The 22298-nt window shown below is 58.5% G+C and carries 22 protein-coding genes; 16 read left to right on the top strand and 6 right to left on the bottom strand.

All coding sequences use genetic code 11. The annotated features are described in order from the left end of the window. Positions 1-17: 17 nt before the first annotated feature. Positions 18-1787: a proline--tRNA ligase gene (locus MHY08_RS00285; RefSeq protein WP_239234651.1), complete on the top strand. Its 1770-nt coding sequence runs from the start codon at positions 18-20 to the stop codon at positions 1785-1787. Between the two features lie 39 nt (positions 1788-1826). Continuing rightward, the gene (locus tag MHY08_RS00280; protein WP_239234649.1) at positions 1827-2189 is read left to right on the top strand and encodes a hypothetical protein; all 363 of its coding nucleotides are present in this window, start codon (positions 1827-1829) and stop codon (positions 2187-2189) included. Positions 2190-2310: 121 nt separating this feature from the next. Here MHY08_RS00280 and MHY08_RS00275 read toward each other — a convergent pair whose 3' ends face one another. Continuing rightward, positions 2311-2640: a transglycosylase family protein gene (locus MHY08_RS00275; RefSeq protein WP_049377454.1), complete on the bottom strand. Its 330-nt coding sequence runs from the start codon at positions 2638-2640 to the stop codon at positions 2311-2313. Positions 2641-2822: 182 nt separating this feature from the next. Continuing rightward, positions 2823-3674, bottom strand: coding sequence for a DUF4439 domain-containing protein (locus MHY08_RS00270; protein WP_239234647.1), 852 nt, complete (start codon positions 3672-3674; stop codon positions 2823-2825). A 38-nt stretch (positions 3675-3712) separates the two neighbouring features. Between MHY08_RS00270 and rimP the strand changes: the two genes are divergently transcribed. From rimP to infB, 4 genes are all read left to right on the top strand, one after another. Continuing rightward, a complete protein-coding gene (gene rimP / locus MHY08_RS00265) occupies positions 3713-4252 on the top strand; it encodes a ribosome maturation factor RimP (protein ID WP_005325182.1) in 540 nt (179 codons plus the stop codon). A 23-nt stretch (positions 4253-4275) separates the two neighbouring features. After that, positions 4276-5292 (top strand): transcription termination factor NusA, encoded by a 1017-nt coding sequence (nusA, locus tag MHY08_RS00260; protein ID WP_239234645.1) that lies wholly within the window; start codon positions 4276-4278, stop codon positions 5290-5292. Positions 5293-5376: 84 nt separating this feature from the next. Then, complete coding sequence (locus MHY08_RS00255; protein WP_239228354.1) at positions 5377-5724, top strand: YlxR family protein; 348 nt, start codon at positions 5377-5379, stop codon at positions 5722-5724. Between the two features lie 106 nt (positions 5725-5830). Beyond that, positions 5831-8644, top strand: a complete 2814-nt coding sequence (gene infB, locus MHY08_RS00250) for a translation initiation factor IF-2 (RefSeq protein ID WP_239234643.1) — start codon at positions 5831-5833, stop codon at positions 8642-8644. 129 nt (positions 8645-8773) lie between these two features. On the opposite strand, the gene MHY08_RS00245 is transcribed toward infB, so the two are convergent. Beyond that, complete coding sequence (locus tag MHY08_RS00245) at positions 8774-9214, bottom strand: hypothetical protein (RefSeq protein ID WP_005325175.1); 441 nt, start codon at positions 9212-9214, stop codon at positions 8774-8776. Between the two features lie 881 nt (positions 9215-10095). Between MHY08_RS00245 and rbfA the strand changes: the two genes are divergently transcribed. From rbfA to MHY08_RS00220, 5 genes are all read left to right on the top strand, one after another. Next, on the top strand, positions 10096-10539 hold the full coding sequence (rbfA, locus tag MHY08_RS00240) for a 30S ribosome-binding factor RbfA (protein ID WP_150851478.1): 444 nt from the start codon (positions 10096-10098) through the stop codon (positions 10537-10539). Continuing rightward, the gene (locus MHY08_RS00235; RefSeq protein ID WP_239228352.1) at positions 10540-11502 is read left to right on the top strand and encodes a bifunctional oligoribonuclease/PAP phosphatase NrnA; all 963 of its coding nucleotides are present in this window, start codon (positions 10540-10542) and stop codon (positions 11500-11502) included. A 20-nt stretch (positions 11503-11522) separates the two neighbouring features. Continuing rightward, the gene (locus MHY08_RS00230) at positions 11523-12839 is read left to right on the top strand and encodes an MATE family efflux transporter (RefSeq protein ID WP_239234641.1); all 1317 of its coding nucleotides are present in this window, start codon (positions 11523-11525) and stop codon (positions 12837-12839) included. A gap of 86 nt (positions 12840-12925) precedes the next feature. Then, positions 12926-13738, top strand: coding sequence for a metallophosphoesterase (locus tag MHY08_RS00225; RefSeq protein ID WP_239234638.1), 813 nt, complete (start codon positions 12926-12928; stop codon positions 13736-13738). Next, positions 13735-14409, top strand: a complete 675-nt coding sequence (locus MHY08_RS00220; RefSeq protein ID WP_239234635.1) for a 4'-phosphopantetheinyl transferase — start codon at positions 13735-13737, stop codon at positions 14407-14409. The genes MHY08_RS00225 and MHY08_RS00220 overlap by 4 nt, the downstream gene beginning before the upstream one ends. On the opposite strand, the gene truB is transcribed toward MHY08_RS00220, so the two are convergent. Then, a complete protein-coding gene (gene truB, locus MHY08_RS00215) occupies positions 14406-15299 on the bottom strand; it encodes a tRNA pseudouridine(55) synthase TruB (protein ID WP_239234632.1) in 894 nt (297 codons plus the stop codon). The genes MHY08_RS00220 and truB overlap by 4 nt on opposite strands. Positions 15300-15322: 23 nt before the next feature. On the opposite strand from truB, the gene MHY08_RS00210 reads away from it, so the two are divergent. The 4 genes from MHY08_RS00210 to MHY08_RS00195 all read left to right on the top strand — a co-directional run bounded on the left by MHY08_RS00210 (position 15323) and on the right by MHY08_RS00195 (position 20107). Next, positions 15323-16345, top strand: a complete 1023-nt coding sequence (locus MHY08_RS00210) for a bifunctional riboflavin kinase/FAD synthetase (protein WP_239234629.1) — start codon at positions 15323-15325, stop codon at positions 16343-16345. Next, positions 16346-17278 (top strand): nucleoside hydrolase, encoded by a 933-nt coding sequence (locus MHY08_RS00205; RefSeq protein WP_239234627.1) that lies wholly within the window; start codon positions 16346-16348, stop codon positions 17276-17278. Positions 17279-17447: 169 nt separating this feature from the next. Then, entirely contained in the window at positions 17448-17717 is a 270-nt protein-coding gene (rpsO, locus tag MHY08_RS00200; protein WP_005278802.1) for a 30S ribosomal protein S15, read from the top strand. Positions 17718-17860: 143 nt separating this feature from the next. Then, a complete protein-coding gene (locus tag MHY08_RS00195; RefSeq protein ID WP_239234625.1) occupies positions 17861-20107 on the top strand; it encodes a polyribonucleotide nucleotidyltransferase in 2247 nt (748 codons plus the stop codon). 99 nt (positions 20108-20206) lie between these two features. Here the strand turns inward: MHY08_RS00195 and MHY08_RS00190 are convergent, their stop codons facing one another. Next, on the bottom strand, positions 20207-20905 hold the full coding sequence (locus MHY08_RS00190; RefSeq protein WP_239234622.1) for an AMIN domain-containing protein: 699 nt from the start codon (positions 20903-20905) through the stop codon (positions 20207-20209). 113 nt (positions 20906-21018) lie between these two features. Beyond that, entirely contained in the window at positions 21019-21408 is a 390-nt protein-coding gene (locus MHY08_RS00185; RefSeq protein ID WP_239234620.1) for a VOC family protein, read from the bottom strand. A 140-nt stretch (positions 21409-21548) separates the two neighbouring features. Between MHY08_RS00185 and dapB the strand changes: the two genes are divergently transcribed. Next, positions 21549-22295: a 4-hydroxy-tetrahydrodipicolinate reductase gene (dapB, locus tag MHY08_RS00180; RefSeq protein ID WP_200435522.1), complete on the top strand. Its 747-nt coding sequence runs from the start codon at positions 21549-21551 to the stop codon at positions 22293-22295. Positions 22296-22298: the final 3 nt, after the last annotated feature.

Here is a 22298-nt window from a genome sequence, read left to right as displayed (position 1 = left end):
GGGGTATATTTTTGTGCATGATTACCCGCCTTTCTGAACTATTTCTCCGAACCCTTCGTGAGGACCCCGCCGATGCCGAGGTCCCTAGCCATAAGCTGCTCGTACGCGCCGGTTATGTACGCCGCGTCGCGCCGGGCGTATATACCTGGCTGCCGTTGGGTCTGCGCACCCTGCGCAAGATTGAAGATGTAGTCCGTCAGGAAATGGACGCCATCGGCGGCCAGGAGATGCTCTTTCCTGCCCTGCTGCCGCGCGAGCCTTATGAAAAGACCAACCGCTGGGTGGAATACGGCGATAACCTCTTCCGCCTCAAGGACCGCAAGAACGCAGATATGCTGCTTGGCCCTACCCACGAGGAAATGTTTGCCAGCGCGGTGAAGGATATGTACTCCTCCTATAAGGATTTCCCGGTCACGCTCTATCAGATTCAGACCAAGTACCGCGATGAGGAGCGCCCCCGCGCTGGTGTGCTTCGCGGCCGCGAATTCACGATGAAGGATTCTTACTCCTTCGACATGACCGATGAGGGCTTGGATGAGTCCTACGGCCGCCACCGCAAGGCGTATCAGAATATCTTCAACCGCCTGGAGATCGATTACGCCATCTGTAAGGCCACCTCTGGTGCCATGGGCGGCTCCGCGTCCGAGGAATTCCTCGCCGTCTCTGAGGTGGGCGAGGATACCTTTGTGCGCTCCACCGAGGGCGACTACGCAGCCAACGTCGAGGCCGTGGTGACCCCAGCACCGGCGGAAAAGGATATCGAGGGCCAGCCAGAGGCACAGGAGCATGACACCCCGGGAGCAGAGACCATTGAGAAGCTGGTCGAATGGGCCCAGGGCGCAGGCATTACTGTCGACGGCCGCGAGGCCACCGCTGCAGACACCCTCAAGTGCATGATGGTCAAGCTCTACCACCCGGCCGTGGAGAGCGAAGAGCGCGAGTCCGAGTTGGCTGCCGTTCTCATCCCTGGCGATCGCGAGTTGGATGAAAAGCGTCTCGAGGCCGCACTCGAGCCGGTGGAGTTTGAGTTGGCAGGGGATAAGGACTTTGCTGACAATGACTTCTTGGTCAAGGGCTATGTTGGCCCGCGCGCTTTGAACGCCAATGGCATCAAGATCCTGGCCGATCCGCGTGTGGTCAAGGGCACGGCGTGGATTACCGGCGCCGATGCGAGCGAGCGCCACGTGGTGGGCTGCGTGGCCGGCCGCGATTTCACCGTGGATGAGTTCATTGAGGCCGCAGAGGTTAAAGAAGGCGACCTGGCTCCTGATAACCAGGGCACCTTGACCCTGGAGCGCGGCATTGAGCTCGGCCATATCTTCCAGCTGGGCCGCAAATACACCGAGGCCTTTGACGTGCAAATCTTGGATGAAAACGGCAAGCGTGCGGTTCCTACCATGGGTTCTTATGGCATTGGTATTACCCGCATGCTGGCCGTCTTGGCCGAGCAGCGCCATGACGACAAAGGCCTCAACTGGCCGGTTGCCGTCGCTCCTTACCAGGTACACGTAGCCGTGGCCAATAAGGACGCCGCCGCCATGGAGGCCGGCGACAAGCTGGTAGAGGAGCTATCTGCCAAGGGGCTCGAGGTGCTCTTCGATGACCGCCCAAAGGTCTCCCCGGGCGTGAAGTTCAAGGATGCGGAGCTCCTTGGCATGCCATTCGTGGCCATCTTGGGCCGTGCCTTCAAGGAAGGGAAAATTGAGCTGCGCATCCGCGGGGGAGAGACCCTCGAGGTTCCGGCCGAGGACATCGTGGACAAGATCCTCGAGCTCGTGCATGGCTAGAAAAGACCCAACTCTGCGCGGCGGGGTACCGTGGAAGGTATGAACTTTCAAAAGAATGGGCTTTCCACGGTGCTTTCAGCAATGGGCGTATTGCACTTTGTGAAGCCGAAGACTTTCGAATCCATTGTTCCGCCGCAGCTGCTAGGCCCTGCGCGCTTTTATAACTTTGCTTCGGGCCTGTGGGAGATTGCCACCGGTGCTTTGCTTCGCCGCCGCGCCACCCGCGGCTTCGGCGGTGCTTCCGCACTCGCGCTCTTTGCTGCGGTGTGGCCGGCCAATATGTACCACGCCTGGATTGAGCGCAAGGCAGGGTGGGCAAAGAAGCTCTACCACATCATCCGCCAGCCGCTGCAGGTGTTGTTGATGATGTATGCCTGGAATATCGCCAAGCATGAGGCATAAAGCCGCCTTGGCTGCATGCTAGCCAGTTAGGTCAAGCACAAAACCGGCCTCCTCCCTTACTCCGCGGGGTTTCGCGGGATGGGGAGGAGGCCGGTTTCGTGTTAAATGCCGAGGCTATAAACTAGCCGGCGACGGGGCCGCCGCAGTTAGGCCAAGCGCCAGCACCCTGGGTGGCTAGGACGCTTTCGGCCACGGCAATTTGCTGCTCGCGGGTTGCCTGGTCAGCGGTCGGGGCGTACTGAGTGCCGCCATTGGCAGCCCAGGTCTGCGGGTTGAACTGCAGGCCGCCCTGGTAACCGTTTCCGGTATTGATGTGCCAGTCACCGCCGGACTCGCAAGCAGCTACCTGATCCCAGGCGCTAGCCGGTGCGGCGGTAGCAGCAGGCGCGGCCAAGCCAGCAAGGCCAAGTGCTGCGGCGGATACGGTCAACATGGTCTTCTTAGAACGCATTGAGAGGAAACTCCTTCTCTTTGTGTCTGTTTAGCTTGCGGAATCTCCTGCAAGCTCATGGTGAACCAACCTACGCACGCTAGAGGAGCCGAAGCAATGCATAGGGCCGTAGAGGTTGCTGCCATTTCGTTGGCCCGTTGTCAGGGGATGGACAGGTGGGGGCTGGCCGGGGTGGTAGTGGTCTAGCGCATGCCGTGGGACTCTGCCGCGATGCCAATGAGCCACGTAACCCATTCCTGATCCGGGGATTCTTCCTGCGCTGCACCCGTTGCGGCAGCGGACCACTTGCGGCCGTCGTGTTCGGCAAGGCCATCGATAAAGGCCAGGGCGGAAGCAGAATCGTGGGGCAGTTCTTGCTCTCCGGAGGTATAGGCCGACTCCGGCTGCGGAATGTTGCCGTAACGGGCAAGTGCGTCCTGGAGGGCGTCGATGCGGCGATGATGAACAGCGAGGCGATGATCCACCTTATCCTCGTGCTCGGGGCCAACGTAGGCGCGGGCGAAATCTAGACCGTATACCTGCTCATACTCCCAGCTCAGAAGATCGGCAGCGCTTTTTTGCTCCGGTTGGGAAAGCTCGGGAATATCGGGGGCATCGCCGGGCAGCCAGGCATTGAGCGCGATGGCCTGCTCGGTAACTAGGGTGCGCGATTCAACGGTGACCTCATCGGCGGCCTCGGTGGTAGCGGAGGCGGCATTTTCCATAATTTCACCAGAGTCTGCGGCGTGATTGGCCTCGGTAGGGCGCTCTACCTCGCAGGAGCGTGGGGGATTGCCGGCATCATCCGTGCCGCATAGCCGCGTAATTTCGGCATAAAGGGCATCCGCCTGGGAGCTGCGCAGCCCCGCGGCATGGTCATCGACGCCGCTGAGGGACAAGGCGTCGGTGGCGGCGGCGTCGGCAAGCGCCAGCAGCCTGCTCTCTGGCCGCGGGCCAAAATAGTCGACGACGGAATCAACCGCTTGGCACCCAGCCAAGGCGGGCAGGGTGGCGGTTGTGGCTACGAGGGTCAAAGCTATACGTCGGCGGTTCACGCAAAAGACTGTACCCCGTAGCACGTAGGCTAGTGGGCATGGCTTTCCCAGATGCACAACAATTGACCGATCTCCTGCAACCCAAACTAGCTGAGCGGGGATTGGACGTAGAAGACATTAAAACCACCAAAGCGGGAAAGAAATCCCAAGTCATTATCCGTATTGATGGTGATAAACGCCCTAGCTCCGATGTGCTGGAGGAAGTATCCAACGAGATTTCTGCCTTCTTTGATGACAAGGAAGCGCAAGGAGAGCTGAACTTCGGCGCCGGCTATACCTTGGAGGTCTCCACCCCCGGCGTGGACTTGCCGCTCACCGCCCCGCGCCACTGGCGCCGCAATCGGGGGCGCAAGGTCTCCTTTGACCTTGGCGATGGCAAGACTCAATCGGCGCGCATTGGCGCGCTTAACGACGCCGCCGATGCCGTAATCCTCATCACGGCAAGCAAAAAGGACGTGCAGGCGCGCGCCGAACGATTGGAAAACATTGCCCGGGCAGTGGTAGAAATTGAGTTTGCACAGCCGTCCGAACAGGAACTTGAGGCAGTGCGAAAGACGTTTGAAGAAGCCGAGAACTAACCGGCAACCGAGAGGAATGACAAGTGAATATTGATCTACAGGCACTTCGTACCATCGAGTCCGAGCGCAACGTCCCCGTAAAGGACTTGCTGGAAGCGATTGCGGGTGCCTTGTTGTATTCCTACCTGGATTACCGCGAGTCTAATGCTGGCGGCAAGGTAGAAGGCGCCAAGTCCCGCGTCGATATCGACGCCATCACCGGTGCGGTCAGCGTCATTGTCTCGGAGTGCGACCCAGAAACTGGGGAAGTAACCACCGAATACGATGACACCCCGGAAAACTTTGGACGCGTGGGCGCACAGGCCGTGCGCGAGGCCATCCTGCGCAAGTTGCGCGAGGCCGAGGCAGAGCGCACCTATGATTCCTACTCGGAGCTTACCGGCCGCGTTGTCAGCGGCATCGTCCAGCGCGATGCGCGCGCTAATGCCCGCGGCATCGTCGTGGTCCAGCTGGGCTCTGAGCTGGAGTCCCAGGATGGCATCTTGCTGCCGGCTGAGCAGATTCCGGGTGAAAAGCTCGAGCATGGTGACCGCATTAAGGCCTATGTCGTAGGCGTTAACCGCAATGGCGCCCAGGTACAGATCAATCTCTCCCGCACCCACCCGGAGCTGGTGCGTGGCCTTTTCGAGCTCGAAGTTCCCGAAGTTGCTGATGGCACCGTAGAAATGATTGCCATCGCCCGCGAGGCAGGACACCGTTCCAAGGTGGCTGTTGTGGGCCATGCCAAGGGCCTGAACGCTAAGGGTGCCTGCATTGGCCCGCGCGGTCAGCGCGTCAATAACATCATGCGCCAGCTTGGCGGTGAAAAGATTGACATTATCGACTTCAGCGAGGATCCAACGGTCTACGTAGGCAACGCATTGGCTCCCTCGAAGGTGGTCAAGGTCACCGTTGTAGACAACGAGGCGCAAATCGCGCGCGTGGTGGTGCCGGATTACCAGCTGTCTCTGGCTATTGGTAAAGAGGGGCAGAATGCCCGTCTTGCTGCCCGTTTGACCGGTTGGAAGATCGATATTCACTCGGACGCTGACGCTAATTAAGGATCTGCGCTTTTGTAGCGTAGGCTAGTAAACGGCCCAGTTGCAGATTGGGGCATATTGGCGACGCGAAAAGTAAGGAGTTGAATGTCTGAGAGAGTAAGACTCCGGACTTGTATCGCCACTCGCCGCCGCCTGCCAGATACGGACTTGCTACGGGTGGTCATTGACCACGATGATCCGCACGGCCGCCGTCTGGTAGCAGATCCACACCGCCGGCTTCCCGGCCGTGGGGCGTGGATTAGCCCCACACTATCTGCACTCGAGCTGGCGGAGCGCAAACGCGCCTTCAAGCGCGCGCTTCGAACGTCCGCACCCGTGGACACAGGTCAGGTACGGCAGTACTTGGAAGCGCAAAGCGGACAAGTACCTAGCGCGGAAGATGCCGCGTTAGATTCGTACGAACCAGAGTTACAAAGGAAGACCGAACACTGATGAGCGCACAACGATGAAGCATCAGCGATGAAAGTCCTACACACCTAACTAGGGGTCAGGCCAGTTTCCGCGGCCTTGGCTCCTAGTCGATACCAAGAGGAGACAAGTGCCCGGAAAGCTACGTGTTCACGAGCTCGCAAAGCAGCTCGGAGTAACCAGCAAGGAACTGCTCGCCACCCTGAAAGAACAGGGTGAGTTTGTAAAGACTGCTTCTTCCACCATCGAACCGCCGGTGATTAAGAAGATGCGAGCTCATTATGAAGCACAGTCGGGCGGCGATGACGCCGCCGAGAAGAAGCAAGACAATAAGCCTGCCAAGGGTGCCGCTAAGAGCACTACAAAGGAGGGCGCTCCTAAGCCAGGTGCGAAGGCCGCTGCACCCAAGCCGGGCGCAGAGGCGCCAAAGCCAGGCGCGAAGGCCGCTGGACCGAAGCCTGGCCAGGGCGCACCGAAGCCGGGACAGGGTGCTGCTGCTAAGCCGGGCGCAAAGCCAGCTGCCCCGAAGCCTGGTGCTAAGCCTGCTGCACCGAAGCCTGGCCAGGGCGCACCGAAGCCAGGACAGGCTGGCGGCAAGAAGTCGGGCGAGCGCCCGACCCCAGGCAATTCCATGCCTCGTCCAATGCCGAAGCCAGGCGGTTCCCGTCGCGTAGCCAATAACCCGTTCTCCACGGGTGGCGGCGACAACCGTCCGGGCCCCCGCCCAGGCGGCTCCAAGGGGCAGCGTGGCGGCAATAAGCCAGGCGATAACCGCGGTAAGCGCGGTGGCCAGAACGAGGGCGGAAATAACCGCCAGGGTGGCAATAACCAGGGTGGCGGCGGTCGTCGTCCATCCCCGGCCATGATGCCGTCCCACCCGAACCCTGCGTCGATGCCGTCTAAGGCACCGAGCGGCGGTGGACGTGGTGGTCGCGGTCGAGGCGGTCGCGGCGGTCCGAGTCACGGTGGCCCAGGTGGTGGCCGTCCAGGCGGTTTCCGCGGAGGCGGACGCGGCGGACGTCGCGGCGGCACCGCGGGTGCATTCGGCCGCCCAGGTGGTGCTCCACGTAAGGGCAAGAAGTCCAAGCGTCAGAAGCGCCATGAGTACGAGGAGCAGCAAAAGCATGTCGTAGGCGGCGTGCGCTTGCCAGACGGCAAGGGCCAGACCGTCCGCCTGCGTCGTGGCGCATCCCTGTCTGACTTCGCCGAGAAGATCGGCGCGGATCCAGCAGCACTGGTGCAGGCACTGTTCAACCTCGGTGAAATGGTGACGGCAACCGCTTCCGTATCGGAAGATACGCTGCAGCTGCTTGGCTCCGAGATCAACTACAACGTCGAGGTCGTCTCCCCTGAGGACGAGGACCGCGAGCTGCTCGAGTCCTTCGACCTGAAGTTCGGCGAGGACGAAGGCGACGAGGAAGCACTGGAGAATCGTCCTCCAGTCGTCTCCGTTATGGGTCACGTTGACCACGGTAAGACCCGCCTGTTGGACGCCATCCGTAAGACCAACGAGGGCGCCCGCGAGGAAGGCGGCATCACCCAGGGCATTGGTGCCTACCAAACCACGGTGGACGTGGACGGCGAGCGCACCATCACCTTCTTGGATACCCCGGGCCACGAGGCCTTTACCGCCATGCGTGCCCGTGGTGCTAAGTCCACCGACTTGGCCATCCTCGTGGTTGCCGCCGATGACGGCGTCATGCCACAGACCGTGGAGGCCATCAACCACGCCAAGGCTGCCGATATTCCGGTCGTCGTGGCTGTGAACAAGGTGGATAAGCCGGAAGCTCAGCCGGATAAGATCCGTGGCCAGCTCACCGAGTACGGCCTGGTTCCGGAAGAGTACGGCGGTGACACCATGTTCGTGGATATCTCCGCGAAGCAGGGCAAGAACATTGACCAGTTGCTTGAGTCGGTCATCTTGACCGCGGATGCCGCCTTGGAGCTGACCGCTAACCCGGACATGGACGCACAGGGCGTGGCCATTGAGTCGCACCTGGATCGCGGCCGTGGTCCGGTGGCAACGGTCATCATTCAGCGCGGTACCTTGCACGTGGGTGACTCAATCGTCGTCGGTGATGCGCACGGTCGTGTCCGCCGCATGCTCGATGAGTTCGGCGAAGACGTCAAAGAGGCTGGCCCATCCCGTCCGGTGCAGGTCCAGGGCCTGTCCGGCGTGCCGGGTGCAGGCGATAACCTGCTCGTGGTGGAAGACGACCGCGTTGCCCGCCAGATTGCTAACCAGCGTGATGCGCGCAAGCGCTCTGCCCTGCAGGCCAAGCAGCGAAAGCGCGTCTCCCTGGAGGATCTGGACAAGGTATTGCAGGAGACTTCGACCCTCAACCTCATCCTCAAGGGCGACAACGCCGGTTCCGTCGAGGCACTGGAAGATGCCCTGCTGGATATCAAGACCGAGGACGAAGTCGAGCTCAACATCATCGACCGTGGTGTCGGTGCTGTGACCGAGACCAACGTATCTCTTGCAGCGGCTTCCGACGCCGTCATTATTGCCTTCAACACCCGTGCGGAGGGCAAGGCGACGGAGATGGCCACCCAAGAGGGCGTGGATATTCGCTACTACACGATTATCTACAAGGCCATCGAAGAGGTCGAGGCTGCGCTCAAGGGCATGCTCAAGCCGATTTACGAGGAACGCGACACCGGTGCGGCCGAAATCCGCGCCCTGTTCAAGTCCTCCGCGGTGGGTACCATCGCCGGCTGCATGGTTACCGAGGGCAAGGTTGTCCGCAACGGCAAGGTTCGCCTGCTGCGCGATAACAACGTCATCACTGCCGACGCCAAGATTGAATCCTTGCGCCATGAAAAAGATGACGCAACCGAAATCAAGGCCGGCTACGAGTGCGGTATGGTGCTCTCTTACCCGGATATTCAGGTAGGCGACATCATCCAGGCCTACGAAGAGGTCGAGGTTCCGCGTACCTAGTCCGCAAGCGGCGTAAATAAAATCGCCAGGTGTTTCCCCGATTGGGGAAGCCCTGGCGATTTTATTTGCAGCTTCTGCTGAACTTTAGTATTTAAACTATCTAGACAGGTTTACGACAAGTTGGGTTTGCTAATGCGTGCCTTGTTTAGCAGAGAAGTTGAGGAATGCAAGAAATTTTTCGGCCTTGATTTGGGGCTCACCAAGCAGGTCGAATACCCAGTCCTCAAGTGGGAGCATTTCCTTGTTGCCATCGTTGAACCGAAGGCCGATACTATTTTCCGTAGCCTCGCCGTGGGCCAAGTCCGACCACGTTCCAGTGCGTTTCGAAAGTAGCCATTGGCCCAAAACGTAGGTGATTCCTATTCTTCCTTCTTCGGCTTTTGTGCTGGAAGTGAGCAACCTGTGCAGTACCACTTCACTAATCTGTTCTTGATCGTTTAGCCACTCTTGCGTGAGTTTAGCCCTTTCGAGGCAGCTTGCTGCTTTGTTCGGAGCATCGGCGTGAAACTCATTTAAAGGCTGGGGCGTGACGCTCGCTGTTTCTGGCTTAGATTGGTTTTGGTCTTGCAAATCCTAGGTCCTTAGATGCCATACTCCGTTTCCCCAGTTGCTTTCGTAATTGCAACTTGCTCTTCTCGCCCAATTAGCTGTCGCTGGGTCTTTACGTAACTCCTTCAGCGATCTTTCACACTGATCTTTTGTGTCATAAAGGAAGTTTCCGATGTCGGCGGTGGCAATATTTGAGGAAAGAAGGAGGGAAAATGCTGATACAATCGCGATGATTAGGGTCCTCATTCTGCTGCGTGTATCTAGCATTCTTGAATACCGTCCATTCGCTTTGTCGGAGACCATTCAAAGTTCCTCCGCGAATGTGCTTTTACCAACAGGCATTGTGTGTCGAAATCAAATGCAACGATTACTTTGACGTTCATATCAAAATCGCAATCGTTATAGACTTGAATTGCGCCCTTTTCCTTCTCAGAATGAATGCAAGCAGGAACAGGATCTCCCGGGCTTCTTTCCCCTGTGGAATATGGTTGCAGGCTTGGGGCGCCGTCAGAATCTACATTGAGAATGACGAATTGAGGGGATCGTTAAGCGTTTCATTTGTGGCAGAGGCTGGAGGGACTGCAAAGCCGCCGAGGATACAAGCGGCGGTAGTGATCGATGCGGCTATTTTATAAGGTTTCACGTTTCTCCATTCAGGCTCGTGGTGGGGTGAAACACTTTTGACCATAGTTTCGGAAACGTTTTAATTCAAGGGGTCCATAAGATATATATATGGTTTTATTGCATGTTCGAGATCCTCAGAATTGCCTTCATGTGCAGTTAATTTTCTGCCACAGGACATGCATGCGGAGTAATGTAAGATGGACACAATTTTATAGATCTTGGTAGAGATTTATAGATCTTGGTAGAGATCGATAGTTCGACGGAGAGGGAGTTGCACCATGGTTGACCACGCGCGTGCTGCACGAATGGCCAAGCGTATTAAGGAAATCGTGGCGAGTGCCATAGAACGCGAGATCAAGGATCGCCGCCTCGAGTTGGTGACCATCACAGATACTCGAGTGACGGGCGACCTGCACGATGCCACCGTTTTTTATACCGTGCGCGGAAAAGACATTGACTCCGAGCCAGACTTCGCACAAGCAGAAGAAGCCCTCAAGCGCGCTAAAGGTCAGCTGCGCAAGATTGTGGGCGATCAACTCTCGGTGCGGTTTACCCCGACGCTAACCTTCGAGGTCGATACCGTTCCGGAGGCCTCTGCTCATATGGAAGAACTTCTGGCCCGTGCTCGCGCCCGCGATGAAGAACTGGCAAAGCTGAAGGAAAACGCCCAGCCGGCAGGGGATGCGAACCCGTATAAGACCTCCGATGAAGACGAGGCTTAAGTGACCAAGAAGCAATATGAGCCGGCAGTTGCCGCTTTGCACGATGCTCACAGCATCTGCATTGTGACGCACCTGCGGCCGGATGCCGATGCCATCGGCTCTGCTGCGGCGTTGCTGCTCGCGCTGCGCCAACGGGGCAAAGACGTGTGTGCCGTTGTGGGCCAGGAGCGGGAAATTTCCCGTAACCTTTACACCATTCCTGCCGCCGACGACGTCACCACTAGCCTTAAGCTGCCGGAAAGCTATGACCTCTACGTCACCGTTGATTGTGGTTCTTTGGACCGAACGGGGTTCTTTGCGGATCGGATTGATCAGCTAGCCAAGCAGGGCCGGGTTCTGTGCATTGACCATCATTCTTCTAACCCAGGGTTTGGTGCCATCAATGTGGTGGACACTGAATGTGAATCCACCACCGTGGTGTTGCTGAGAATCCTGGATTCACTGGAGATTCAGATTGACCGGCATATTGCGCACTGCTTATATGCCGGCTTGATGACCGATACTGGCAGTTTCCGCTGGGGTAGGCCGGCTATGCACGATATTGCCACCCGCCTCATGCACTACGATCTCGATACCAAGCAGATCGCAGCTGACCTTTTAGATTCCACCACTCCGGACGATCTTCAGATGATCGGTAGGGTATTGGCCGGTTTGCGCCTCGAAGAAGCAGGGGAGCACACCCTAGGCATTCTCGTCGCGCGGCTGGAAGATATCCAGGGACACTCCGATTCGGCTGTCGAATCACTAGTGGAGTTCGTTCGCGCGCTTGAAGGAACCACCGTCGGCGTAGTGTTTAAGGAACAAGCTCCGGAGGTTTGGGCGGTTTCTTTGCGTTCTTCTCGCATTGATTGTTCTTCGGTGGCGCTAACCTTCGGCGGCGGCGGGCATGTACCGGCCGCGGGCTATACCGCCCACGGGGCTCCGGAAGAGATTATTAAGGAATTGGTGGCCGCTATCCAATGAGAAATAGGCAGACGGATGGAATGAACGCTCAGGATCGCTCCACCGCCGGCACGGTAACCGCACGCGAGGTCTTTGGCCTCGCGTTTCCCGCGCTTGGCGTACTTGCGGCCATGCCGCTCTACCTTTTGCTAGATACCGCGGTTGTCGGTCGTCTTGGTGCCCAAGAGCTCGCCTCGCTTGCTGCAGCCACCACAATTCACTCCGTGGTGACGACGCAGTTGACTTTCTTGTCCTACGGCACGACCGCTCGCTCTGCTCGGCTCTTTGGCTCCGGCAAGCGCGAAGCTGCGGTTGCTGAAGGCGTGCAAGCCACCTATGTGGCTCTAGGAGTAGGCGGGCTGCTCGCGGTAATCATGTGGATTTTCGGCGGAGTATTTGCCCGTGCTCTCACTGGTGATCCCACTACAGCCGCCGGGACGGCCTTGTGGCTGCGTATCGCAGCTCTGGCTATTCCCATTACTCTGGTGGAGATGGCCGGAAACGGCTGGATGCGTGGTGTCCAAGATACGAAGAAGCCACTGTACTTTACTTTGTCGGGCATGATTCCCGGCGCTATTGCGGTGCCCATCTTCGTCCATTTCTGGGGGCTGGCAGGCTCGGCCATTGCCACGGTATTAGGCATGAGCATTATTGCTGCGTTATTCGTCCGCGAATTGCACAAGGAACATACCGGCTCCTGGCAATTTCAGTGGCATGTGGTACGCGAACAGCTCATCTTAGGCCGCGATCTTATTTTGCGTTCGGCTAGCTTCCAGGTGGCGTTTCTTACCGCCACGGCTGTGGTTTCCCGCGTTGGTACCGCTTCTTTGGCCGGTCACCAGATCATGATGCAGCTGTGGAACTTCATGTCCCTCATCTTGGATTCGTTGGCCATTGCCGCGCAATCATTGACTGGTGCTGCACTAGGTGCTGGCTCTGCGCGGCACGCACGAAGTGTGGGCAGCAAGGTGGCGTTGTACTCTACGATTTTCTCTGGTCTCTTGGCTGTCGTATTTGCTGCTGGTGCAGGGATTATTCCGCGCATCTTCACCTCCGCTCCGGAAGTGCTCGATGCCATCTCCCAGCCGTGGTGGATCCTGGTAGCCATGGTTATCGGCGGTGGCGTGGTCTTCGCCTTCGATGGTGTCTTGCTGGGCGCGGGCGATGCTGCGTTCCTGCGCACGCTGACCATTTCTTCGGTCCTGGTGGGATTTTTGCCGGGCGTTATCTTGGCGCACTTCATGGGTACAGGCTTAACCGGCGTGTGGTGTGGCCTCGCCGCTTTCATTGCTTTCCGCATGGTGGGCGTGGTCTACCGGTTCCGTTCGATGAAATGGGCCGTAGTACAGAAGCGCTAGCTGCGCTAAAGTGGGCGTGTTCATACTCTCGCGCGGTGCTCGGCTCCGTGCAGCGCGCAGATTCTAGAAAGGCAGGTGAGAAACCTATGCCAACAGTGTGGGCGGTTTCTGACCTGCATGGAGCGGTCAGCGCTAATAGCGAGCGCATTGATCGGCTTACTCCGCCCGATCCCGCGGATTGGCTCATTGTGGCCGGGGACGTTGCAGAACGCACCGATCTCATCGTTCGCATTTTGCGCCAGCTCAATGATCGCTATGCCAGGGTCATCTGGGTGCCGGGCAACCATGAGTTATTCTCTCGCTCCCAGGATCGGTATCAAGGTCGAGATAAGTATGCGCACTTGGTGAAAAGATGCAGGGAAATTGGAGTTATTACTCCCGAAGACCCGTATCCGGTATTCCACGGGACCACCATCGTTCCGCTATTTACTTTGTATGATTACAGTTTCCGTCCGCATGGCCTTAGCGTGGACGAAGCTATTGACGCGGCGCGCGCAAAACAACTGATGATGACCGATGAGTTCGCCATCGCCCCCTTCGCAGACGTGCGGGCGTGGTGTTGGGACAGGTTGGCCTATTCCATCAAGCGCCTTTCCCGAGTACATGGTCCTACCGTGTTGGTTAACCATTGGCCGTTGGTCCAAGAGCCGACAATGTTATTGCGCTTTCCTGAAATTGCCTTGTGGTGCGGATCCAGGCATACGCGGTCGTGGCCGGGGCGCTATAACGCGCAGTCCGTAATCTATGGGCACCTGCATATGCCGTCTCGCATGAATGTGGACGGCGTTGACCACATCGAAACGTCGTTGGGGTATCCGCGTGAATGGCAGGGGCGCGACAGCGCCCAGGCGTGGCCGTATCCGGTACTGCGTTCTTTTGAAGGGGAGGAGGCACGATGATGTATCCAGAGCTATTTCCTGAAAGTGCGCGCTATTGCTATGTACGCACGGATTCGGGTTACGCGGATTTGGCTAATTTTGAAGGCCTCGCGGCCGAAGAAAAGTCTTTGGTTTCCCAGGCCGTTGATGTACGCAAGGCCGAGTTCGGTGATGCTCGGTGGTGTGCGCACCGAGCCTTGCAGGAATTGGGGGCCAGCCCGGCGACGCCGATTTTGCGCGGTGAGCGCGGCATGCCGCTGTGGCCAGAAGGTTTTGTAGGCTCGATGACGCATACCGAGGGGATGCGGGCTGCGGTGGTTGCCCCTACCTCATCCTTAAAATCCGTAGGCCTGGATGCAGAACCCGCCGAACCGCTGCCGGATCATGTGCTCACCATGATCGCCCGGGCGGGGGAGATGCCGCAGCTTTTGCGGCTGCGTGAGGCGGGGATTACCTGCCCGGATCGTTTGCTCTTCTGCGCCAAAGAGGCCACGTATAAGTCGTGGTTTCCCATGACCTTTCGCTGGCTGGACTTTGACCAAGCAGAAATCGACCTGCGCGAGGATGGCACGTTAATTTCCTATGTTTTGGCTAGGCCCACACCGGTGCCTTTTATCACCGGGCGCTGGGTAATCAGAGATGGCTACGTTATCGTCTCCACCTCGGTTCCGGCCTTAGACTTTAGCCACTAAAGGGTAGAGGGCCGTGCCACAAATACGGTGGCGAGGCGCTTGCCTTTTTCTTTAATGAGCGCCACGGCTTGGCCATTAGGGGCTACAGCAGCGTGGACGCCCTTGAGTCCGCGGGGCTCAAGCCACTTGCCCATAGCGAGGGCGGCTGCCTCCTCCTCCGAAACGGAAAGGACGGGGAAGCAGCGAGCCAAGGCCTCATCCAAGCTGAGGGAAAGGCGCGGGGAATCGGCAAGGGCGTCGAGCGAGTGGGCGTCGGCAAGCGCAAAAGGGCCCACCTCAGTGCGGCGCAAGGCGGTCAGGTGCCCGCCCACCTGCAGCGCTTCGCCCAGATCGCGGGCCAGGGAGCGAATATAGGTACCGGAAGAACAATCCACCGTGACGTCTAGATCGATGTAGTCGCCCTCGCTGCGCTCTGCCAGAACGTCAAACCTATCTACCGTTACTGGGCGGGCGGGAATGTCTACCTCCTGGCCCTCGCGTACTAGCTCATGGGCGCGGCGGCCGTTAATTTTAATAGCGGATACGGCCGCGGGCTTTTGCATAATATCGCCCGTGAGCTTGGCAATCTCTGCCTCGATTGCGGCGCGGTCAATGGCTGCAGCGCTAGCGCCCCAAGAGTATTCCCCCTCGGCGTCATCGGTTGTGGTGGCGGCGCCGAGGCGAATGGTGGCGTCATAGGACTTAGTGGAGGCAACCATGTGGGCCAAGAACTTGGTACCACGCTCCACGCCAAGGACAAGCACGCCGGTGGCCATGGGGTCGAGTGTGCCGGCGTGGCCTACCTTCTTGGTGTGAAAGTACCTGCGTAGGCGGCCTACAACATCGTGGGAGGTCATGCCGGCGGGTTTGTCTACGATGACGAGTCCGGAGTTTGCGAGCGCATCAGTCATAGCCTCTAAGTCTATGCTCTACGATGGTCTGCGTGGATATTTGGTACGGAATCGATGACATCCCCGCGGAAGTGGGCCCAACGTCAATAACCATCGGCGTCTTTGACGGCCTGCACCGCGGCCATCAGCAGCTCATCTCCGCCTGCGTAGAGCACGCACGCGCTCATGGTGAGCGCCCTGTCATGGTGACCTTTGACCCGCACCCGGTGTCGGTATTCCTCCCAGAGCGTGCGCCCCTGGCGGTGCTGAGCTTTGAACGCCGACTGGAATTGGCCGAAGAGATGGGCATTGCAGCCGTGCTTGTTATTGACTTCACCCGCGACCTTGCTGGGGTGGAGCCACGTCCCTACGTAGAGGATTTATTGGTAGGAAAGCTCGCAGCACAGCACATCGTGGTAGGCGAGAACTTCACCTTTGGCGCCGGCGCGACCGGAACCGCCCAGGCTATGCAGGACTTTGGTGCCGAGTTTGGCTTTAGTGTGGACATCGTTCCGCTGCTGGATGATGAGGGCGTGCGCATTTGCTCCACCCACATCCGTGAGTGCCTTGCGCAGGGGGACATCGAGTCCGCAAACTGGGCTCTCGGCCGCCATTTCACTGTGACCGGGCCCGTAGTGCGCGGCGCAGGACGTGGTGGCAAGGAGCTCGGATTCCCCACGGCCAATCAGTATTTCCCGGATACGGTGGCCATCCCGGCCGATGGCGTTTACGCGGGCTGGTTCATCGTCCACTCTGACTCCGATATCGAGGGGGATATGCGGCCTGGCGTGGCCTATGCGGCCGCGATTTCCGTAGGTACCAACCCCACCTTTGGCGATGAGGAGCGCTCTATCGAGTCCTTCGTGCTCGACCGCGACGCTGACCTGTACGGCTACGAGGCTACGGTGCACTTTGTGGGCCACCTCCGCGATATGGTGAAGTTCAATTCAGTAAACGAGCTGCTAGAAGCGATGGCCAATGATGTAGCCAAGGCCCGCCAGGTGCTCGCTGCCGACGCGAAGGCGCAGGGCTGGACCGCGAAAGACTACTTCCTGCGGGAGAAATAAATGAAGGCGATTCTCGATCTTGATACCGGCATTGATGATGCCCTAGCGCTGGCGTATGCCATCGCCCATCCGGACCTGGACTTAATCGGCGTGACCTGTACGTACGGCAACGTGACCGTGCCCTTGGCCGTGCGCAACACACTGGCCCTTCTAGAGCTGCTGGGCCACGACGATATTCCAGTCTTTGCCGGGCCTAGCCCGGATGGGTTTCGGCCAAGCGAGATTTCTTCCTTTATCCACGGCCACAACGGCGTGGGGGAGGTCCTTCTTCCGCCGGCAACCCCCCAGGCGCAGTCCCAACCAGCGGCCGAGTTTCTCATCGAAGCTGTGCACGAGCACGGCGATGATCTAGTAATCATTCCGACCGGCCCGTCCACCACGATTGCTGCGGCCATGCAGCAGGCCCCTTCCTTTGCCGCGGCCGCGCACCTGGTGATGATGGGTGGTGCTCTTACCGTACCTGGAAACGTCACGCCGTGGTCCGAGGCCAATATCTCCCAGGACCCGGAAGCTACCGATTACCTCTTCCGCCACACGAGCGATACCACCATGGTGGGCTTGGATGTTACCTTGCGCACCCTTTTGACCACGGCGGAGTCCGCTCGTTGGCGCGCTACCGGCACCCACGCCGGCCGCATCTTTGCGGATATGGTGGACTATTATATCCGCGCTTACGCCACCACATCGCCGCACTTGGGCGGGTGCGGTTTGCACGATCCATTAGCCGTTGCGGTGGCGGCAGATGCCTCGCTTGTCGACGTCCTATCTATAAACCTCAAGACGGACACCACCGGCCCTACCCGTGGACGGACAATCGCGGATGAAACGCGATTGGATGCGCCGCCTACCGCCCGGGTGGCTGTGGGTGTGGACAGTGAGCGCTTTGTGCGGGAGTTTGTCGGACGCCTTGAGGCGCTCTTCAGCGAGCTCTAAAAGCACAGCCTAGAAGCCATATGGTTTTGATTTTGTCTGCCTAGGCGCTGTAAGGTGTTTGTTTGGCTTAGCGACTGCGGTTCACAGCAGTTGCGGCACGCATAAGTACTGCGCCCAGCGCAGGCTTAAGCGTCACGATAATGTGGACTGAAATAAAGGAGAAATACTCATGGCATTGACCACTGAGAAGAAGGCCGAAATCCTCAAGGAGTACGGCCTGCACGAAACCGATACCGGTTCCCCTGAGGCACAGGTTGCCCTGCTGACCTCCCGCATCAATACTTTGACCGAGCACCTGAAGTTCCACAAGCACGATCACCACTCCCGTCGTGGTCTGCTGCTGATGGTTGGTCGCCGTCGTGGCCTGCTGAAGTACTTGGCTGAGAACAACGTCGATCGCTACCGTGATCTGATCTCTCGCTTGGGTCTGCGCCGTTAATTTCGGCCCAGCTTCGGCCACCTCGCCCCGCCCTTTGGCGGGGCTTTTGTGGTTTTTCTGTTAGAATTTGACACCGTTGTCATAGACAAAATCGACCAGGCGGCATCGACGATCGCCTAAACCACTCAAGGAGACATTTTTTAATGAGCGTTCAGAACTCCGTCGAGTTCAATATTGACGAGGACTTTGGCATTACCGAGGCCATTGCCACGCTAGACAATGGTGACTTTGGCACCCGCACCCTGCGCTTTGAAACCGGCCAGCTGGCCCGGCAGGCAGACGGCTCCGTGACCACCTACTTGGACGATGACACCATGTTGCTGGCCACGACCACCGCGTCCAACCAGCCGCGTGAGGGATTCGACTTCTTCCCGCTGACTGTGGACGTAGAAGAGCGTATGTATGCGGCCGGTAAGATTCCGGGCTCCTTCTTCCGCCGTGAGGGCCGTCCTTCTTCTGAGGCCATCCTGGCATGCCGCCTCATCGACCGCCCGCTGCGCCCAACCTTTGTCAAGGGCCTGCGCAACGAGGTCCAGGTCGTTGTCACCGTGATGTCCCAGGATCCGGAAGAGTACTACGACGTCGTTGCTATCAACGGCGCTTCCGCCGCCACCCAGCTGTCCGGCCTGCCCGTCTCCGGTGCAGTCGGTGGTGTCCGCATGGCACTTATTGCTGACGATAAGCACCCAGAAGGCCAGTGGGTAGCGTTCCCGAACCACGAGCAGCACGAGCGCGCACTCTTTGAGATGGTCGTTGCCGGCCGCATTGTCAAAAAGGGCCGCAAGAACGACGTAGCCATCATGATGGTTGAGGCCGGTGCTGGCACCAACGTTGCTGAGCGCATTGCCGACGGCGCTCCTGCACCGCAGGAAGCAGCCGTCGCTGAAGGCTTGGAGGCAGCAAAGCCTTTCATTAAGACCCTGTGTGAGGCCCAGAACGGTCTGGCGGAGCGTGCTGCCAAGGAAACCCAGGAGTTCCCGCTCTTCCCGGCATACGGCGATGATGTCTTCGCGGCAGTTGAAAAGGCCGCTGCAAAGAAGCTAGAGAAGCTGCTGACCATCCCGGGCAAGCAGGAGCGCGACGATGCCACCAATGAATACATGGAGCAGGTCGAAGAAAAGCTCTTGGACCAGTTCGAGGACTTGGAAGAGGCCGACGCGTCTAAGCAGATCCGCGGCGCTTATAACGCTTTGATGAAGCAGATCGTGCGCCAGAAGATCCTCTCCGAGGGCTTCCGTATCGATGGCCGCGGCGTTACCGATATCCGTGACCTCTCCGTTGAGGTGGACTTGGTTCCGCGTGCTCACGGTTCCTCCCTGTTCGAGCGCGGTGAGACCCAGATTCTGGGTGTTACCACTCTGGACATGCTCAAGATGGAGCAGCAGATTGATTCCCTGACCCCGGTGGAATCCAAGCGCTACATGCACCACTACAACTTCCCGCCATTCTCCACTGGCGAGACCGGCCGCGTGGGCTCTCCGAAGCGCCGCGAGATCGGCCACGGTGCTTTGGCCGAGCGCGCTCTGCTTCCGGTCATCCCATCCCGTGAGGACTTCCCATACGCCATCCGCCAGGTCTCCGAAGCCTTGGGCTCCAATGGCTCTACCTCCATGGGCTCTGTATGTGCCTCCACCTTGTCCCTCTACAATGCCGGTGTTCCGCTGAAGGCTCCGGTAGCTGGCATCGCTATGGGCCTGGTTTCTGGCGAGGTAAATGGCAAGGAGAAGTTTGTCGCCCTGACCGATATTCTCGGCGCCGAGGATGCCTTTGGCGATATGGACTTCAAGGTCGCCGGTACCTCTGAGTACATCACCGCCCTGCAGCTGGACACCAAGTTGGATGGCATCCCGTCCAAGGTCCTGGCCCAGGCACTGGAGCAGGCTCGCGATGCCCGCTCTACCATCCTGGAGACCATGGCTGAGGTCATCGATACCCCGGACGAGATGTCTGGCCTTGCACCGAAGATCACCTCCGTGAAGATCCCGGTTAATAAGATCGGCGAGCTCATCGGACCAAAGGGCAAGACCATCAACCAGATCACCGAGGAAACTGGCGCCGATGTCTCCATCGAGGATGACGGAACCGTCTACGTTTCCGCTGCAACCGGTGAGGCTGCGGATGCTGCCATCGATAAGGTTAATTCCATTGCTAACCCGCAGCTGCCGAAGGTAGGAGAGCGCTTCCTAGGCACCGTGGTAAAGACCGTGCCGTTCGGCGCATTCGTTTCCTTGACCCCGGGTCGCGATGGCTTGATCCACATTTCCAACCTGGGTGGCGACGAGCGCATCGAGAAGGTAGAAGACGTCATCAACGTTGGCGATAAGGTTCAGGTAGAAATCGCGGATATCGATAACCGCGGCAAGATTTCCCTGGTTCCGGTTGAGGACTAATCCCTAAACCCAAAAGAAGGGCTCTGCCTTCCAGCTTACTCGCTGGAAGGCAGAGCCTTTCTTCGTAGGTGTGCACCATCCAGGGGCGTCGGCACAACCTTAGTTCTGGAAGTCGATGACCACGCGCGATGGGTCATTCAGATACGTCACGGAGTAGGCAGTCTTCTTCTCTAGACCGATAATGAGCTGGGTTTGCGCCTCAAAGGTGGTGGTGTAGTTGACTGCGCTAACCACCCCGGCACCAGGGGTAGTGCCTGGCTGCATGTACTTTTCTTTTAACTCTGGGGTAGAAGGCCACGGCGTTCCCTCAATGCCGAGGTTGAGGAAAGTATTTCCTTTGACCTCGACTGGTTTTCCGGATGCCTGTTGGGCAGGGCTATCGGTATAGGAAGTAAACCACCCCGGTTCACCTTCGCCCTCCAGGTCGATGACGACGCGGGTGAAGCCATCGTGTGCTCCCACTCGCACGCCCGTGGGAATGAGGTTTCCGAGCCCCTCCGGCATGTGCTGTTGGTCCTCGAGAGAGGCCGTGCCCATACCGGCGAATGCCAGTGGGGCTGAGTCCTGGGGGAGCTTCTGCTTTTCTGCATCCGCTGCAGAGGTACTGCGCGGGGCAGAAGTAGCGGCGGGGGTAGCGGAGGAGGTCTGAACTTCAGCGGTGTCGGTAGCTGACTGAACCTCACTGAAAGCCGGTGCGCCTGCCTTCGTAGTGTCTTTATCGGAACAAGCGGCAAGTGCTAACGCGCATCCTGTGCTGATTGCCACGGCGATAGTGCGAGAGAAAATTGAGGGAGACATATTCATCACTTCCTTGGTGCTTACCGTGTTATTACGCCCATTCTACTGGGGCAGATGGGACAAGCATTAGGAAGTGATGCAATTGTTAACCCATGTGAGAGGGGAGGGTGCGGCTACTTCTTTAGTTCCACCAGCTGAATAAGGTTGCCTACAGTGTCATCGAAAACAGCGATGATAGACGGTCCAACATCGGTCGGCTCCATGGTGAACTTCACGCCCTTGTCACTGAGCTCCTTATATTCGTTCTCCACATCGGCGGACAGGAACTGCGTGACCGGAATACCGTCAGCTTTGAGTGCTGCGGCGTAGTTTTTGGCGGCGGGGTGGCCCTTCGGTTCCAGAAGCAGCTCGGTATTTCCCTCATCTTCAGCATTGGTGACGGTGAGCCACCGAAAATCGCCGTGAGTTACATCATCCTTAACTCGGAAGCCAAGGGTATTGACGTAAAAATCGTGAGCGCGGGCAACGTCGTCTACAGGAACGGAAGCGATATATATCTGCATGCCCGCCATCCTAGTGAGAATGAGGGCTTCGTCGAAGAGCGTAAGTCCATTCCAAGGAAGGTGAGGAATTGTGCAACCCCCATGCGCGTTAGGATGGGGAGAAAAGTACTACCGATGTGGCTGAAGAAGGAGAACACACCATGGCTATCAAGGTTGGCGTACTAGGCGCTCACGGACGCGTAGGCCAGGCAATCGTTGAAGGCGTCAACGCGGAAGATGACCTAGAGCTGGTGGCAGAAATTGGCCGCGATGATGATTTGCAGCAGCTTATCGACGCCCACGCAGAGGTCATCGTGGACTTTACCCAGCCAGATTCCGTAATGGGAAACCTGGAATTCTGCATCGCCCACGGAATCCACTGCGTGGTGGGAACCACCGGCTTTGATAAGGAGCGCTTGGCTCAAGTAGAGGAGTGGACCAAGCAGGACGGTGCCGGCAATGTCCTCATTGCGCCGAACTTTGCCATTTCTGCGGTGCTCACGATGGTGCTAGCTAAGCAGGCTGCGAAGTTCTTCGAAACGGCAGAGGTTATTGAGTTCCACCACCCAACCAAGTTGGATGCACCGTCCGGTACTGCGATCCATACCGCTGAGGGAATTGCCGCCGCCCGCAAGGAGGCTGGTCTGGGAGACATGCCGGATGCTACGGAAAAGCAACTCGATGGTGCTCGCGGCGCCACTGTCGATGGCATTCCGGTACACGCGGTTCGCACCCGTGGCATGGTGGCACACGAGGAGGTCATCTTTGGTGCGCAAGGTCAGTCGTTGACCATCCGCCAGGATTCTTATGACCGCGCGTCCTTTACTCCGGGCGTGCTGGTGGGCGTGCGCCAGATTGCAGATCACCCGGGCCTAGTCGTGGGCCTCGACAAGTACCTGGGGCTTTAAGCC

Origin of the sequence: Corynebacterium sp. ACRPJ, from assembly GCF_022347345.1 — a bacterium.
Classification (GTDB): Bacteria; Actinomycetota; Actinomycetes; order Mycobacteriales; family Mycobacteriaceae; genus Corynebacterium; species Corynebacterium tuberculostearicum_D.
The sequence above is the reverse complement of the archived record's forward strand: the minus strand, read 5'-3'. Positions and strand labels throughout refer to the sequence as shown.

Coding starts and splice junctions, on each gene's coding strand:
- MHY08_RS00285 (WP_239234651.1), top strand. CDS start 18: ATGATTACCCGCCTTTCTGAACTATTTCTCCGAACCCTTCGTGAGGAC.
- MHY08_RS00280 (WP_239234649.1), top strand. CDS start 1,827: ATGAACTTTCAAAAGAATGGGCTTTCCACGGTGCTTTCAGCAATGGGC.
- MHY08_RS00275 (WP_049377454.1), bottom strand. CDS start 2,640: ATGCGTTCTAAGAAGACCATGTTGACCGTATCCGCCGCAGCACTTGGC.
- rimP (WP_005325182.1), top strand. CDS start 3,713: ATGGCTTTCCCAGATGCACAACAATTGACCGATCTCCTGCAACCCAAA.
- MHY08_RS00255 (WP_239228354.1), top strand. CDS start 5,377: ATGTCTGAGAGAGTAAGACTCCGGACTTGTATCGCCACTCGCCGCCGC.
- rbfA (WP_150851478.1), top strand. CDS start 10,096: ATGGTTGACCACGCGCGTGCTGCACGAATGGCCAAGCGTATTAAGGAA.
- MHY08_RS00230 (WP_239234641.1), top strand. CDS start 11,523: ATGAACGCTCAGGATCGCTCCACCGCCGGCACGGTAACCGCACGCGAG.
- MHY08_RS00225 (WP_239234638.1), top strand. CDS start 12,926: ATGCCAACAGTGTGGGCGGTTTCTGACCTGCATGGAGCGGTCAGCGCT.
- MHY08_RS00220 (WP_239234635.1), top strand. CDS start 13,735: ATGATGTATCCAGAGCTATTTCCTGAAAGTGCGCGCTATTGCTATGTA.
- truB (WP_239234632.1), bottom strand. CDS start 15,299: ATGACTGATGCGCTCGCAAACTCCGGACTCGTCATCGTAGACAAACCC.
- MHY08_RS00210 (WP_239234629.1), top strand. CDS start 15,323: ATGGTCTGCGTGGATATTTGGTACGGAATCGATGACATCCCCGCGGAA.
- MHY08_RS00205 (WP_239234627.1), top strand. CDS start 16,346: ATGAAGGCGATTCTCGATCTTGATACCGGCATTGATGATGCCCTAGCG.
- rpsO (WP_005278802.1), top strand. CDS start 17,448: ATGGCATTGACCACTGAGAAGAAGGCCGAAATCCTCAAGGAGTACGGC.
- MHY08_RS00195 (WP_239234625.1), top strand. CDS start 17,861: ATGAGCGTTCAGAACTCCGTCGAGTTCAATATTGACGAGGACTTTGGC.
- MHY08_RS00190 (WP_239234622.1), bottom strand. CDS start 20,905: ATGTCTCCCTCAATTTTCTCTCGCACTATCGCCGTGGCAATCAGCACA.
- MHY08_RS00185 (WP_239234620.1), bottom strand. CDS start 21,408: ATGCAGATATATATCGCTTCCGTTCCTGTAGACGACGTTGCCCGCGCT.
- dapB (WP_200435522.1), top strand. CDS start 21,549: ATGGCTATCAAGGTTGGCGTACTAGGCGCTCACGGACGCGTAGGCCAG.